Source organism: Bordetella pseudohinzii (genome assembly GCF_000657795.2).
In the GTDB taxonomy this organism is placed as follows: Bacteria; Pseudomonadota; Gammaproteobacteria; order Burkholderiales; family Burkholderiaceae_B; genus Bordetella; species Bordetella pseudohinzii.
The window spans coordinates 143,091-155,851 of sequence record NZ_JHEP02000011.1; the positions used below are offsets into that span (position 1 = coordinate 143,091).

General features: G+C 67.6%; 13 protein-coding genes. 6 read left to right on the forward strand and 7 right to left on the reverse strand.

Annotation, left to right across the window (positions count from 1 at the left end):
• Window positions 1–2: 2 nt before the first annotated feature.
• From cyoC to L540_RS15165, 3 genes are all read left to right on the forward strand, one after another.
• The gene (gene cyoC / locus L540_RS15155; protein WP_043214434.1) at window positions 3–617 is read left to right on the forward strand and encodes a cytochrome o ubiquinol oxidase subunit III; all 615 of its coding nucleotides are present in this window, start codon (window positions 3–5) and stop codon (window positions 615–617) included.
• Window positions 617–952: a cytochrome o ubiquinol oxidase subunit IV gene (cyoD, locus tag L540_RS15160; protein WP_043214437.1), complete on the forward strand. Its 336-nt coding sequence runs from the start codon at window positions 617–619 to the stop codon at window positions 950–952. The genes cyoC and cyoD overlap by 1 nt, the downstream gene beginning before the upstream one ends.
• A 160-nt stretch (window positions 953–1,112) precedes the next feature.
• Window positions 1,113–1,985: a pirin family protein gene (locus tag L540_RS15165; RefSeq protein WP_043214438.1), complete on the forward strand. Its 873-nt coding sequence runs from the start codon at window positions 1,113–1,115 to the stop codon at window positions 1,983–1,985.
• Here L540_RS15165 and L540_RS15170 read toward each other — a convergent pair.
• A complete protein-coding gene (locus L540_RS15170) occupies window positions 1,963–2,847 on the reverse strand; it encodes an SAM-dependent methyltransferase (RefSeq protein ID WP_043214440.1) in 885 nt (294 codons plus the stop codon). The genes L540_RS15165 and L540_RS15170 overlap by 23 nt on opposite strands.
• A 333-nt stretch (window positions 2,848–3,180) precedes the next feature.
• On the opposite strand from L540_RS15170, the gene L540_RS15175 reads away from it, so the two are divergent.
• Complete coding sequence (locus L540_RS15175; RefSeq protein ID WP_372432992.1) at window positions 3,181–3,888, forward strand: peptidoglycan DD-metalloendopeptidase family protein; 708 nt, start codon at window positions 3,181–3,183, stop codon at window positions 3,886–3,888.
• Between the two features lie 5 nt (window positions 3,889–3,893).
• Here L540_RS15175 and L540_RS15180 read toward each other — a convergent pair whose 3' ends face one another.
• Window positions 3,894–4,361, reverse strand: a complete 468-nt coding sequence (locus tag L540_RS15180; protein ID WP_043214443.1) for a CopD family protein — start codon at window positions 4,359–4,361, stop codon at window positions 3,894–3,896.
• A 134-nt stretch (window positions 4,362–4,495) separates the two neighbouring features.
• Between L540_RS15180 and L540_RS15185 the strand changes: the two genes are divergently transcribed.
• Window positions 4,496–4,978, forward strand: coding sequence for a YajQ family cyclic di-GMP-binding protein (locus tag L540_RS15185; RefSeq protein WP_043214445.1), 483 nt, complete (start codon window positions 4,496–4,498; stop codon window positions 4,976–4,978).
• Here L540_RS15185 and urtE read toward each other — a convergent pair.
• From urtE to urtA, 5 genes are read right to left on the reverse strand one after another with little or no spacing between them, the layout of a single operon-like run.
• Window positions 4,975–5,673, reverse strand: coding sequence for an urea ABC transporter ATP-binding subunit UrtE (urtE, locus tag L540_RS15190; protein ID WP_043214447.1), 699 nt, complete (start codon window positions 5,671–5,673; stop codon window positions 4,975–4,977). The two genes, L540_RS15185 and urtE, sit on opposite strands and share 4 nt — an antisense overlap.
• 1 nt (window position 5,674) lies before the next feature.
• Complete coding sequence (gene urtD, locus L540_RS15195; protein WP_043214450.1) at window positions 5,675–6,499, reverse strand: urea ABC transporter ATP-binding protein UrtD; 825 nt, start codon at window positions 6,497–6,499, stop codon at window positions 5,675–5,677.
• Window positions 6,496–7,632 (reverse strand): urea ABC transporter permease subunit UrtC, encoded by a 1,137-nt coding sequence (gene urtC, locus L540_RS15200; RefSeq protein ID WP_043214451.1) that lies wholly within the window; start codon window positions 7,630–7,632, stop codon window positions 6,496–6,498. Before urtC ends, urtD begins: the two co-directional genes overlap by 4 nt.
• Complete coding sequence (gene urtB / locus L540_RS15205; RefSeq protein ID WP_043214454.1) at window positions 7,629–9,239, reverse strand: urea ABC transporter permease subunit UrtB; 1,611 nt, start codon at window positions 9,237–9,239, stop codon at window positions 7,629–7,631. The genes urtC and urtB overlap by 4 nt, the downstream gene beginning before the upstream one ends.
• Window positions 9,240–9,268: 29 nt before the next feature.
• The gene (gene urtA / locus L540_RS15210; protein WP_043214455.1) at window positions 9,269–10,519 is read right to left on the reverse strand and encodes an urea ABC transporter substrate-binding protein; all 1,251 of its coding nucleotides are present in this window, start codon (window positions 10,517–10,519) and stop codon (window positions 9,269–9,271) included.
• Window positions 10,520–10,943: 424 nt separating this feature from the next.
• On the opposite strand from urtA, the gene atzF reads away from it, so the two are divergent.
• A complete protein-coding gene (atzF, locus tag L540_RS15215; RefSeq protein ID WP_043214457.1) occupies window positions 10,944–12,758 on the forward strand; it encodes an allophanate hydrolase in 1,815 nt (604 codons plus the stop codon).
• Window positions 12,759–12,761 lie beyond the last annotated feature (3 nt).

Below are 12,761 nucleotides of genomic sequence, written 5' to 3' on the forward strand. Positions count from 1 at the left end.
CTATGACTCACGCTGTAGCCACTCACTCTCACGATGCCCACCACGGGCATGAGCACCACGACGATGGATCCAAGACCGTTTTCGGTTTCTGGGTCTATCTGATGAGCGATCTGCTCATCTTCTCGGTGCTGTTCGCCACCTTCGCCGTGCTGTCCAACGCGACGGCCGGCGGCCCGCACGGGCGCGATCTGTTCGACCTGAACTTCGTTCTGGTCGAAACCATGCTGCTGCTGATCTCCAGCTTCACCTTCGGCGTGGCCATGCTCAATATGTATGCGGGCAAGGCCAACAAGGTGATCGCCTGGCTGCTCATCACCTTCCTGTTCGGCGCCGGCTTCATCGCCATGGAGCTCTATGAGTTCCAGCACCTGATCCATGAAGGCGCGGGCCCGGGCCGCAGCGCCTATCTGTCGGCCTTCTTCTTCCTGGTCGGCACCCACGGGCTGCACGTCACCGCCGGTTTGCTGTGGATCATCATCATGGTCGACATGGTGCGCCGCCACGGCCTGGACGGCGTCAACAAGCGCCGCCTGGCTTGCCTGAGCCTGTTCTGGCACTTCCTGGACATCGTCTGGATCTGCGTCTTCACCTTCGTCTATCTCATGGGAGCCATCTGATGTCCGCTCATCACGACGTCGCCCACGCCGACCACGGCAGCCTGAAGTCCTATATCGTCGGCTTCATCCTGTCCATCATCCTGACCCTGGCCGCCTTCTGGCTGGTGATGGACGGCGGTTTCTCGCGCCCGCTCGTGCTGGGCGGCATCCTGGTGCTGTGCGTGGCGCAGCTCCTGGTGCAATTGGTGTTCTTCATGCATATGGGGGCCTCCAAGAGCCAGCGCGACAACCTGTCGGCCTTCCTGTTCACGGTCATGGTCATCGCCATCATCGTCGGCGGATCGGTCTGGGTGCTGCACAACATGAACGCCAACATGTTGCACCCCATGCCCTGAGCCCATTACGGCACAGACAACGCGGCGCCTTCGGGCGCCGTTTTTCTTGGCGGGCAGCGTTCCACCGATGGGACACTGAGGGCGGCGCCATCGGACTAGCGGGCCGTGATGGGCCGGTCTATGCTGGCTGGATCACTTCCGGGGCCAACAGGAGTCCATCATGACCGATCGCAAAACCGTGCTCGAGCGCCTCTCGGCGCCGTCGCCCCACTGGGTGGGCAATGGCTTTCCGGTGCGCTCGCTGTTTTCCTATCCTTCGCAGGGCCGCAAGCTCAGCCCTTTTCTGCTGCTGGACTATGCGGGGCCGGCCCGTTTCCCGGGCGATGGCGCGCGGCGCGGCGTGGGCGAGCATCCTCATCGCGGCTTCGAGACCGTCACCATCGTCTACTCGGGCGAGGTCGCGCATCGCGACTCGACCGGCCAGGGCGGGGTGATCGGCCCGGGCGATGTGCAGTGGATGACCGCCGCCGGCGGCATCCTGCATGAGGAGTATCACTCGCCGGCCTTCAGCGCCCAGGGCGGCGAGCTGGAAATGGTGCAGCTCTGGGTCAACCTGCCCGCGGCCGCCAAGATGTCCGATCCGGGTTACCAGGCCATCGAGTCGACGCAGATCCCCCAGCTGACGCTGCCGCAGGGCACGCTGCGCGTCATCGCCGGCGACTATGAAGGCACAAGAGGGGCGGCCCGTACCCACACGCCGCTCAATGTCTGGGACCTGCGCCTGTCGGCCGGCGGCCGGCTGCGCCTGCCCCTGCCGCAAGGCCATCAGGCGGCCGTCGTGGTGCTGCGCGGCACCGTGCTGGTCAACGATGAGGACGTCCTGCGCGACGCCCAGCTCGCCGTGTTGGGCGCGCCGGGCGAGGGCATAGACCTGGAGGCCAATAATGATGCCCTGGTGCTCATCCTGAGCGGCGAGCCCATCGATGAGCCCATCGTCGGGCATGGGCCTTTTGTGATGAACACGCGCGAGGAAATCCTGCAGGCCTTCCAGGACTTCGAGACCGGACGGTTTATCCGGGCAGCCGCGCGGTGACGGTGGGGAAGAGGGCGGCGGGGTCGTCATGGAAGGCGATCTCGCCCAGGCCCGCCGCCGCCAGCAGGGCGCGGGTCTCGTCATGGGTGCGCAGGCCCGTCCAGGCGGGCTGCAGCAGCCGCGTGAACAGTACCTGCTGCAGCATGAGGTCGGCCGGGTCCAGGATGTCCATGCGCCAGGGGGAATCCGGCCGCAGGGCCGGCGGCGGCGTCATGAAGCTGGAGACGAACAGGCCGCCGGGCTTGAGCATGCGCGCGCAGCGCCCATAGAGATCCCGCACCCGGCCATCGTCGGGCTCATAGATGGTCAGGCCGTGGCTCACGACGATGTCCGCGGCGATGTCCAGCCGGCAGTGCCAGGCGTCTTCGTGCCTGAGTTCGACGGTCAGCTTTTGCTGCTTGGCGCGGGCGGCGGCCGTGGCCAGGGCGCGCTGGTCCAGGTCGATGCCGACCAGGCGCACGCCGGGCGCTTCGGAATAATCCAGGCAGAGCAGGTCGGTCAGCGTGCCGCAGGGCAGGCTGAGCAGCGTCATGCCGGGCCGCAGGGCCTGTTGCAGCTGGACGGTGAAGATGCCGAAGCGCGCCCGCGTGGCGACGGCGGCTGGCAGGCGTTCGAGCAGCAAGCGCTCGATGGCCTCGCCCGTGCCGGGGTGCTGGCCGACCACCACGTCGGTCCAGTGGGCGTCCAGGCCGCCGTGGGTGAGGAGAAAGTCGCCCAGATCGCTGTCGGCGACGGCGTGCAGCAGTTCGATCTGGCGGCTGACGGGCCAGCCGGGCAGGTCGCCCATGAGCGTGAGGCGGGCTTCGAGGTCGGCGGGCGGCCGGCGCTGGCCGTGGCTGAGATTCCGGGAGTCGTGGGGCATGGCGGATACGCTCGATGAAATGGACTCACAAAATACTGGCCCGCCGGGTCTTGCAACAGGGGCGAAAGACTGATTCCGCGCGGCGGGGAGAGCCCGCCTCCCGCCAGCGAGGGACGGATGAAAACTTATGTATACGAGAATTTCAAATATGACGGATGGGGCAATATCGCAGGGGCGCCGGCCCCATGACGCGACGGGCCGCGCCCGAGGCCAAAGCTGTAAAACTTCGTCAAAACAGGGCTCCGGAAGGGCCTCGGGGTTAAGCGCGGCGGGTGGCATGCCGTATTTCTTGGTACGCTTGCCTAGCCAACCACTTCGCCGACCGATAACGTTTTGTCCAGAACTGCCCTATCCCTGTTCCTCCGTTTGCGCCTGATTGTCGTGCTGGGCTTGCTTGCCGTCCTGGCGGCTTGCGCATCGTCTTCCGGCGGCAAAGCGGCGCAGCCGGGGTTTCACAGGGTGGAGTCGGGCGAGACGCTCTACAGCATTGCGCGGCGCTACGACCAGAGCGTGGCCGATCTGGTGCGCTGGAACAAGCTGTCCAGCGCCAACCGGATCGACCGGGGGCAGCTGCTGCGGGTGGCTCCGCCAGGCGGCGCCGCCGTGGCCGCCGGCGGCGGCAAGCCCGCCCCGCGGGCCCAGGCGCCGGCTACGCCGCGCGGCGCGCCGGTGCGCGGCATCCGCCTCGTCTGGCCAGCCGAGGGCAAGCTGACGCGGGGCTATAACGGCTCTTCGTCCAATGGCCTGATCATCGCCAACGCGGCGGGCACGCCCGTGGTCGCGGCCGCCGACGGCACGGTCGCCTATGCCAGCAATGGTCTGCGCGGCTACGGCAACCTGGTCATCGTGCGCCATGGCGCCACCTTCATCACCATCTATGCCCATAACCGCAAGCTGCTGGTCAAGCAGGGGCAGGGCGTCAAGCAGGGCCAGAAGATCGCCGAAATGGGCAATAGCGACGCCAGCGCCAACCAGCTGTACTTCGAGTTGCGGCGCGACGGCAAGCCGGTCGATCCGACCGGCGTGCTGCCTTCGCGCTAGCGCGCTCAGAAGAGCAGCACGGCCGCCACGATCGCCACGCCCAGCGCCAGGTTGACCGCCACCCAGGCGCGCACCCGGCCGGCGGCCAGGGCGCCTGCGGGCCAGTCCGCGCGTTCGACCGCGTCGTTCAGCCGCGTGAACAGGGCATAGCGCACATAGAAATAAATCACCGCCATGACCACGCCCAGGCCGGCCATGAGATGCCAGCCCGCCGGGATGCGCAGGCTGCCGCCCGTGGACCGCACCTGGGAGGCCACCTCGGCTAGCATCCAGGCGCCGCTGGCCAGGGCGATCAGGATGGCGGCCAGCGTGGCGCCCAGAAAGCGCGCCAGCAGGCCGCGCAGGGTGCGCAGTCTTTCGGGCGGCGGCAGGGCGGCCAGGGCCGGACGCACGAAGAACAGCGTATAGGCCATGCCGCCGAGCCAGAAAATGATGGCCAGCAGATGCAGCAGTTTCACCAGGTTGTAGACCATCGTCTTGCCTCGGGCCGCAGGAAAGTCCTCATCATACCGGCGCTGGCGCAGCGCTCGTGAATTCGTCTTAAACTTGCCCTCAGGAGGCGGGGCATTCGCCCGGCCGTTTCAGGGATTTCTTCAGGATTTGTTTCATGCCGAGTTTTGACGTGGTTTCCGAGGTCGACAAGCACGAACTGACCAATGCGGTGGACCAGGCCAACCGGGAGTTGTCCACCCGTTTCGATTTCAAGGGCTCGAACGCCAAATTCGAGCTGGAAGGCTATGTCGTCACCCAGGTCGCCGGCAGCGCCTTCCAGCTCAAGCAGATGCTGGACATCCTGCGCGGCCGCCTGTCGGCGCGCGGCATCGACGTGCGCTGCCTGGAAGAAGACAGCCCGCTGGAAAATCTGGGCGGCGCGCGCCAGAAGATCACCGTCAAGCAGGGCATCGAGCAGGCCACCGCCAAGAAGCTGGTGGCCGCCATCAAGGCCAGCAAGATCAAGGTCGAAAGCCAGATCAATGGCGACAAGCTGCGCATCACGGGCAAGAAGCGCGACGACCTGCAGGCCGTCATGCAGCTGCTGCGCAAGACCGACGTGGATCTGCCCCTGCAGTTCGACAATTTCCGCGACTAGACCGCCAGGTGCCGCCGCACGTGCTCGCCGTCGATCTCGGCGCGCGCGCCGGCGGCCACGATTTCGCCGCGCGACATGACGACGAATTGATCGGCCAGTTCGCGCGCGAAGTCGAAGTACTGCTCGCACAGCAGGATGGCCATGTCGCCGCGCTGGCGAAGCAGGTGGATGACCCGGCCGATGTCCTTGATGATGGACGGCTGTATCCCCTCGGTGGGCTCGTCGAAAATAATGACCCGGGGCTCGGCCAGCAGGGCGCGGGCGATGGCCAGCTGCTGTTGCTGCCCGCCCGAGAGATCGCCGCCGCGGCGGCCGAGCATGCTCTTGAGCACCGGAAATAGCTCGAACACCTCGCCCTTGATGCGGCGCGCCCGTCCCGCGGGCAGGCTGGCCATGCCCATGAGCAGATTTTCCTCGACGGTGAGCCGCGCGAAGATGTCGCGTCCCTGGGGCACATAGGCCATGCCCAGGGCCGCCCGCTGGTGAGGCGGCAGGCGGGTGATGTCCCGGCCCTCCAGCTCGATGCCGCCGCGCGCCACCGGCAGCACGCCCATCAGGCATTTGAGCAATGTGGTCTTGCCCACGCCGTTGCGTCCCAGCAGGGCCATGCATTCGCCCGGCGCCAGCGACAGCGAGATGCCGCGCAGCGTGTGGCTGCCGCCATAGTATTGATGGATGTTCTTGATATCGAGCATGTCAGCGTCCCAGGTAGACCTCGATCACGCGCGGGTCCTGCTGCACCTGCTGCATCGGGCCTTCGGCCAGCACCGACCCTTCGTGCAGCACCGTCACCTTGCCCTGGCCGGCGATCTGCGCGACGAAATCCATATCGTGTTCGACCACCATGAGCGAATGCTTGCCGCGCAAGGTGTTGAGCAATTCGCCGGTGCGCTCGGTCTCGGCATCCGTCATGCCGGCGACCGGTTCGTCCAGCAGCAACAGGCGCGGCTCCTGCATGAGCAGCATGCCGATCTCCAGCCATTGTTTCTGTCCGTGCGACAGCAGGCCCGCCTGGCGCGCGGCTTGTCCGCCCAGGCCGATCAGGTCCAGGGTGGCGGCGATACGGTCGGTCTGTTCGCGGTCGAGCCGGGCCCGCAGGATGGGCCAGACGCGCTTGTCCGTCTTCATGGCCAGCTCCAGGTTCTCGAATACGCTGTGTTGCTCGAACACCGTGGGCCGCTGGAATTTGCGGCCGATGCCGGCATCGGCGATCCGCGCCTCCGACAGCGTGCTGAGATCGATGTTCTGGCCGAAGAAGGCCGTGCCCGAGGTGGGCCGCGTCTTGCCGGTGATGACGTCCATCATCGTGGTCTTGCCCGCGCCGTTGGGGCCGATGATGCAGCGCAGCTCGCCCACGCCGATGTCCAGGGTCAGGCCGTTGAGCGCCTTGAAGCCGTCGAAGCTGACCGTGATGTCGTCCAGGTAGAGGATGGCGCCATGCGCGGTATCGACTTCGCGCGGGTTGATGCGGCCATAGCTGGCCTGGCCGCCGGAGCCGCCTTGCAGATCGTTGTCGGTCATGTGGGCCGTCCGCGTTGGAGTAGGCGCCGCGCCAGGCCGACCAGGCCCTGCGGCAAGAACAGCGTGACCAGCACGAAGATCAGGCCCAGCGCATAGAGCCAGAATTCCGGGAACACGCTGGTGAACCAGGTCTTCAGGCCGTTGATGGCGCCGGCGCCGACGATGGGCCCGATCAGCGTGCCGCGTCCGCCCGTGGCCACCCAGATGACCATCTCGATGGAATTCTCGGTGGACATCTCGCCGGGATTGATGATGCCGACCTGGGGCACATAGAGGGCGCCGGCGATGCCGCACATCACGGCCGACAGCGTCCAGACGAAGAGCTTGAAGCCCAGCGGCTCATAGCCCAGAAAGCGCAGCCTGGCCTCGCCGTCGCGCACGGCGGTAAGCACCCGGCCCAGCCGCGACTGGGTGACCGCGCGCGCCAGCAGCAGGCAGCCGCCCAACGCGGCCAGGGTGATCCAGTACAGGGCGGCGCGGGTGCCGGGCGCGGTGATGTCGTAGCCCAGGATGCGCTTGAAATCGGTAAAGCCGTTGTTGCCGCCAAAGCCCGTGTCATTGCGGAAAAAGAGCAGCATGGCCGCATAGCTCAGGGCCTGGGTGATGATGGAGAAGTACACCCCCTTGATGCGCGAACGGAAGGCGAAGTAGCCGAAGACGAAAGCCAGCGCGCCGGGCACGAGCAGCACCAGCAGCCAGGCATACCAGGCATGATCGGTATAGGCCCAGTACCAGGGGTAGTCCTTCCAGTTCAGGAATACCATGAAGTCCGGCAGCTCGCTCTGGTAGACGCCGTCGCGGCCGATGGCCCGCATGAGATACATGCCGTGGGCGTAGCCGCCCAGCGCGAAGAACAGGCCGTGGCCCAGCGACAGGATGCCCGCATAGCCCCAGACCAGGTCCAGGGCCAGCGCGGCCAGGGCATAGCACATGAATTTGCCCAGCAGGGCCACGGCATAGGCCGAGACATGCAGGGGATGGCCTGGGGCGAACCAGAGATTCAGCGCCGGCAGCAGGGCCAGGACCAGGGCGGCCGCGGCCAGGCCCATCCAGGCGCGCGGCGAAAACAGACGCCGGCGCGCGCCGTCAAGCGCGGCGGGCGGCAAGGGCAGGGTCAGCGAGGCGGGCTTCATTCGGCGCTCCGGCCGCGCGGGGCGAACAGGCCCTGCGGGCGTTTCTGGACGAAGAGAACGATGAGGACGAGGATGGTGATCTTGGCCATGACCGCGCCGGCATAGGGCTCCAGGAATTTATTGACGCCGCCCAGGCCCAGCGCGGCGATGACCGTGCCGGCCAGCTGGCCCACGCCGCCCAGCACCACCACCATGAAGGAGTCGACGATATAGCCTCGGCCCAGGTCGGGCCCCACATTGCCCAGTTGCGACAGCGCCACGCCCGCCAGGCCGGCGATGCCCGAGCCCAGCCCGAAGGCCAGCATGTCCACCCGGCCCGTCGGCACGCCCACGCAGTCGGCCATGCGGCGGTTCTGGGTGATGGCGCGCACGAACAGGCCCAGGCGGGTGTGGTTCAGGAGCAGCCAGACCAGGAAGACCACCAGCAGGGCGAAGACGATGATGGCGATACGGTTGTAGGTCAGCACCAGGCCGCCCAGCACGGTGATGCCGCCGCTCATCCAGCCGGGATTGCTGACTTCGACGTTCTGGGCGCCAAAGAGGCTGCGCACGGCCTGCATCAATATCAGGCTGATGCCCCAGGTGGCCAGCAGCGTTTCCAGCGGGCGCCCGTAGAGCCAGCGGATCACGGTGCGCTCCAGCGCCATGCCGACCAGCGCGGCGATGAGAAAGGCCACGGGCAGGGCCGCCAGCACATACCAGTCCAGCCACTCGGGCAGCCAGGCGCGGAAAAACGTCTGGACCAGGTAGGTGGCGTAGGCGCCTATCATCAGCAGCTCGCCGTGAGCCATGTTGATGACCCCCATGAGCCCGAAAGTGATGGCCAGGCCCAGGGCGGCCAGCAGCAGCACGCTGCCCAGGCTCAGGCCGTAGAAGAGATTGCCGGCCCACTCCATGGTCGCCATATGCCGGTCGATGCCGCGCAGCGCGGTGGCCGCGGCCTCGCGCACGCCGGCATCGGCATCGCCGCCTTCGGCCGCCAGCGCGGCCAGCAAGGGGCGAAAGCCCGGGTCGGAGGCCTTGCCCAGCCGCTGCACCGCGCGCAGGCGCACGGCGGCGTCCGGGCTGGCCAGCTCCAGCTTGGCCTGGGCCAGTTCCAGCGCGGCGCGCACGTCGGCATGCGACTCCTGGCGCAGCGCCTGTTCGATGAGCGGCAGGCGGCTGGCGTCATTGCTTTGCTGCAGGCGTTTCGCGGCCTGCAGGCGGGCCGCGCTGTCGCCGGCATGGAGCGCCGAGGCGGCCTGCGCGCCTTCGATGGCGCGGCGCAGGCGGTTGTTGATGGCGATGGCCTGGGCGCCGGCCGGCAAGGCCTGCCGCGCGCCCGTCAGCGGATCCTGCGCTTGTTCCTCCGAGACGATCAGCACACGGCCGTCATCGGTGGCGTAGAGTCGGTCTTCACCCAGCGCGCGCAGCACGGCGGCCGCGCGCGGGTCGGGCAGTCCGCCCAGTTGGCCGATGACCTGCAGCTTGGCGTTGCTGTCGTCGCCGGCCAGCACCGCCAGGGCATCGAGCCCGGCCGGCTCGGCGCGGGCCAGGCCCGCGGCCAGGGCCAGCAGGCAGGCCAGCAGCCAGCCCGCGAGCCGGCCGTGGCGTAAGGAATCGACCATTCTGTGCATGACTGCCCTTTGCGCTGGGATCAAAGACCTTGCTTGCCTTCATTGCCCGGGATGTAGGGGCTCCAGGGCTGGGCGCGGATGGGGCCCTTGCTCTTCCACACGACGTTGAACTGGCCGTCGGCCTTCACTTCGCCGATATAGACCGGCTTGTGCAGGTGATGGTTGGTCTTGTCCATCTCGATGGTGTAGCCGTCGGGCGCGTTGAACTTCTGGCCGCCCATGGCCTGGATGACCTTGTCCACATTGGTGGTCTTGGCCTGCTCGACCGCCTGCTTCCACATATGGATGCCGACGTAGGTGGCTTCCATCGGGTCATTGGTGACGGCGGTGGCGGCATTGGGCAGGTTCTTGGCCTTGGCATAGGCCTTCCACTTGGCCACGAAGGCGTCATTGACCGGGTTCTTGATGGACTGGAAGTAGTTCCAGGCCGCCAGGTGGCCGACCAGCGGCTTGGTGTCCACGCCGCGCAGTTCTTCCTCGCCCACCGAGAAGGCCACCACGGGCACATCGGTGGCCTTCAGGCCGGCGTTGCCCAGCTCTTTGTAGAAGGGCACGTTGGAGTCGCCGTTGATGGTCGAGATCACGGCCGTCTTGCCGCCGGTGGCGAACTTCTTGATGTTGGCGACGATGGTCTGGTAGTCGGCGTGGCCGAAGGGCGTGTAGACCTCGTCGATGTCGCTGTCCTTCACGCCCTTGGAGTGCAGGAAGGCGCGCAGGATCTTGTTGGTGGTGCGCGGATAGACGTAGTCGGTGCCCAGCAGCACGAAGCGCTTGGCGCCGCCGCCGTCTTCGCTCATGAGGTATTCGACCGCGGGGATGGCCTGCTGGTTGGGCGCGGCGCCCGTATAGAAGACATTCTTCTCAAGCTCTTCGCCCTCGTATTGCACGGGATAGAAGAGCAGGCCGTTGAGTTCCTTGAACACCGGCAGCACCGACTTGCGCGACACCGAGGTCCAGCAGCCGAACACGACGTCCACCTTGTCCTGCGTGAGCAGCTGGCGCGCCTTCTCGGCGAACAGCGGCCAGTTCGAGGCCGGGTCCACGATGACGGGTTCGAGTTTCTTGCCCATGACTCCGCCGTTGGCGTTGATCTCCTCGATGGTCATCAGCGCCACATCCTTGAGCGAGGTCTCGGAGATGGCCATGGTGCCGGACAGCGAGTGAAGAATGCCCACCTTGATGGTGTCGGCCGCAAGCGCCAGCGGCGCCCAGCCCGAGACGGCCAGCAGCGTGGCGGCGGTCAGGGATTTGATGACTAGTCTGCGTTGCATGTTTGACTCCGGTATGAAAAGGCCGGTCCGTCCGGCCGGGTTATTCGTGGAACATCCAACAACGTTTGCTTGGCGGGGCGTCAGGCCGCCGATGGCAATGCCTGTGCTTCGGGCACAGGGAGCCAAGCAAGGTCTGTGCCAGGCTGCCGCGCCGGCCGCGTTTCATGGGGAAAGGCGGGCGTGACGCGGGTTTACCTGGCGGGGCGGGCAAGAGCCGGCCTGGTGCGGCGCGCACAAAAACGGTGCCTGGCGTGCCCGGGAGCGTGCGTGAAAGCGGCGGCGCCGCGCCCGCCCGCGCGAGCGCGTGCGCGGGCGGGACGGCCCGCCTCCAGAGGGCAAGGGCGGGCCCGGCCAGGCCGGGGGGCCGGAGATGGCACACGGATTGCTTGGGTATCCGTACTCGTACACAACAGAGGATCCCAGCATGAATGCCCCCGCTGCACAAACCCAGGGATGGACGCTGGCGCAATGGCGCCAGGCTTACCGGGAGGGCGCTACGCCCGAGACATTGCTTGCCGCCTTCGCGGCCGGCGACGGTGGCGACAATGCCTGGATCGCGCGTCTGGACGCCGACGGGCTGGCCGCGCAATTGGCCGCTCTGGCCGAACGCCTACACGCCGCATCGGGCGATATGCGGCGTCTGCCGCTATATGGCGTGCCTTTCGCGGTCAAGGACAATATCGATGCGCGGGGCTGGCCGACCACGGCCGCCTGCCCGCCCTTTGCCTACCGGCCCCAGGCCGACGCCACGGTGGTGGCGCGTCTGCGCGCGGCCGGCGCCATCCTGGTGGGCAAGACCAATCTCGACCAATTCGCCACCGGCCTGGTGGGCACCCGCTCGCCGCATGGCGCGGTCAGCAACAGCTTCGATGCGCGCTATATCAGCGGCGGCTCCAGCTCGGGGTCGGCGTCGGTGGTGGCGCGCGGCCTGGTGCCGTTTTCGCTGGGCACCGATACCGCGGGTTCGGGCCGCGTGCCGGCCGGTTTCAACAACATCGTGGGCCTCAAGCCCACGCGCGGTTGGCTGAGCGCGGCCGGCGTGGTGCCGGCCTGCCGCACCCTGGACTGCGTGTCGGTGTTCGCGCTGACGGTGGAGGACGCCCTGGCCGTGGCCGACATCGCCGGCGGCTATGACGGCGCCGATGCCTATTCCCGTCCCGAGCCCTTGGGCGCGCGCCTGCCCTGGCATACGCCGCCGCGCCTGGCCGTGCCGGCGCAGTGCGAGTTCTTCGGCGACGAGGCCGCCAGGCAGGTGCACGAGGCCGCCCTGGCGCGGCTGAAGGAGATGGGCGCGCAGATAGAGACCATCGACTTCACACCCTTTGCCGAACTGGCCGCGCTGCTCTACCAGGGCCCCTGGGTCGCCGAGCGCTTCGCCGCCGTGCAGCCGCTGTGGCGCGAGCAGCCCGACGCCATCCATCCCGTGGTGCGCGGCATCGTCGAACAGGCCCAGGGCTTCAGCGCCACCGATGCCTTTGTCGCCGAGTACCGCCGCGCCGAGCTCGCGCGGCGCATCCAGGACACGTTGGCCGGTTTCGATGCCCTGGTCGTGCCGACGTCGCCGTCCATCTACACCATCGAGCAGCTGCAATCCGATCCGGTGACGCTGAACTCGCGCCTGGGCATCTATACCAACTTCGCCAACCTGGCCGACCTGTCGGCGCTGGCGGTGCCCGCGGGCATGCGCGCCGACGGGCTGCCGGCCGGCATCACCTTCATCGGCCTGGCCTGGCAGGACCATGGACTGGCGGCATTCGGGCAGCGCTGGCAGGCGGCGCTGCGTCTGCCGCTGGGCGCCACGGGCAAGCCCTTGCCGGCCGATGCCGGCCCGCCGCCGGCGCCGGCCGATACCGTGCGCGTGGCCGTGGTCGGGGCGCACCTGACCGGCATGCCGCTGAACCATCAACTGACCTCGCGCCAGGCGCGGCTGGTGGAAGAGACCCGCACGGCGGCCGAGTACCGCCTCTATGCGCTGGCCAACACCACGCCGCCCAAGCCGGGGCTGGCCAGGGTGGCCGAAGACGGGGCCGGCATCGTGGTCGAGCTCTGGGACGTGCCCAGCGCCCACTTCGGCGCCTTTGTCGCCGAGATCCCCGCGCCCCTGGGCATAGGCACGCTGGCCTTGGCCGACGGCCGCGAGGTCAAGGGCTTTATCTGCGAGCCGCATGGCCTGCAAGGCGCGCGCGACATCACTTCATTCGGCGGTTGGCGTGCCTTTCTGGCCGCCTCCCGAGCCTGATCC

Bases quoted from the DNA above. Each gene is read 5' to 3' on its own strand.
- cyoC (WP_043214434.1), top strand. From the start codon at position 3: ATGACTCACGCTGTAGCCACTCACTCTCACGATGCCCACCACGGGCAT.
- urtD (WP_043214450.1), bottom strand. From the start codon at position 6,499: ATGACCGACAACGATCTGCAAGGCGGCTCCGGCGGCCAGGCCAGCTAT.
- urtB (WP_043214454.1), bottom strand. From the start codon at position 9,239: ATGGTCGATTCCTTACGCCACGGCCGGCTCGCGGGCTGGCTGCTGGCC.
- cyoD (WP_043214437.1), top strand. From the start codon at position 617: ATGTCCGCTCATCACGACGTCGCCCACGCCGACCACGGCAGCCTGAAG.
- L540_RS15165 (WP_043214438.1), top strand. From the start codon at position 1,113: ATGACCGATCGCAAAACCGTGCTCGAGCGCCTCTCGGCGCCGTCGCCC.
- urtC (WP_043214451.1), bottom strand. From the start codon at position 7,632: ATGAAGCCCGCCTCGCTGACCCTGCCCTTGCCGCCCGCCGCGCTTGAC.
- L540_RS15185 (WP_043214445.1), top strand. From the start codon at position 4,496: ATGCCGAGTTTTGACGTGGTTTCCGAGGTCGACAAGCACGAACTGACC.
- atzF (WP_043214457.1), top strand. From the start codon at position 10,944: ATGAATGCCCCCGCTGCACAAACCCAGGGATGGACGCTGGCGCAATGG.
- L540_RS15170 (WP_043214440.1), bottom strand. From the start codon at position 2,847: ATGCCCCACGACTCCCGGAATCTCAGCCACGGCCAGCGCCGGCCGCCC.
- urtE (WP_043214447.1), bottom strand. From the start codon at position 5,673: ATGCTCGATATCAAGAACATCCATCAATACTATGGCGGCAGCCACACG.
- urtA (WP_043214455.1), bottom strand. From the start codon at position 10,519: ATGCAACGCAGACTAGTCATCAAATCCCTGACCGCCGCCACGCTGCTG.
- L540_RS15180 (WP_043214443.1), bottom strand. From the start codon at position 4,361: ATGGTCTACAACCTGGTGAAACTGCTGCATCTGCTGGCCATCATTTTC.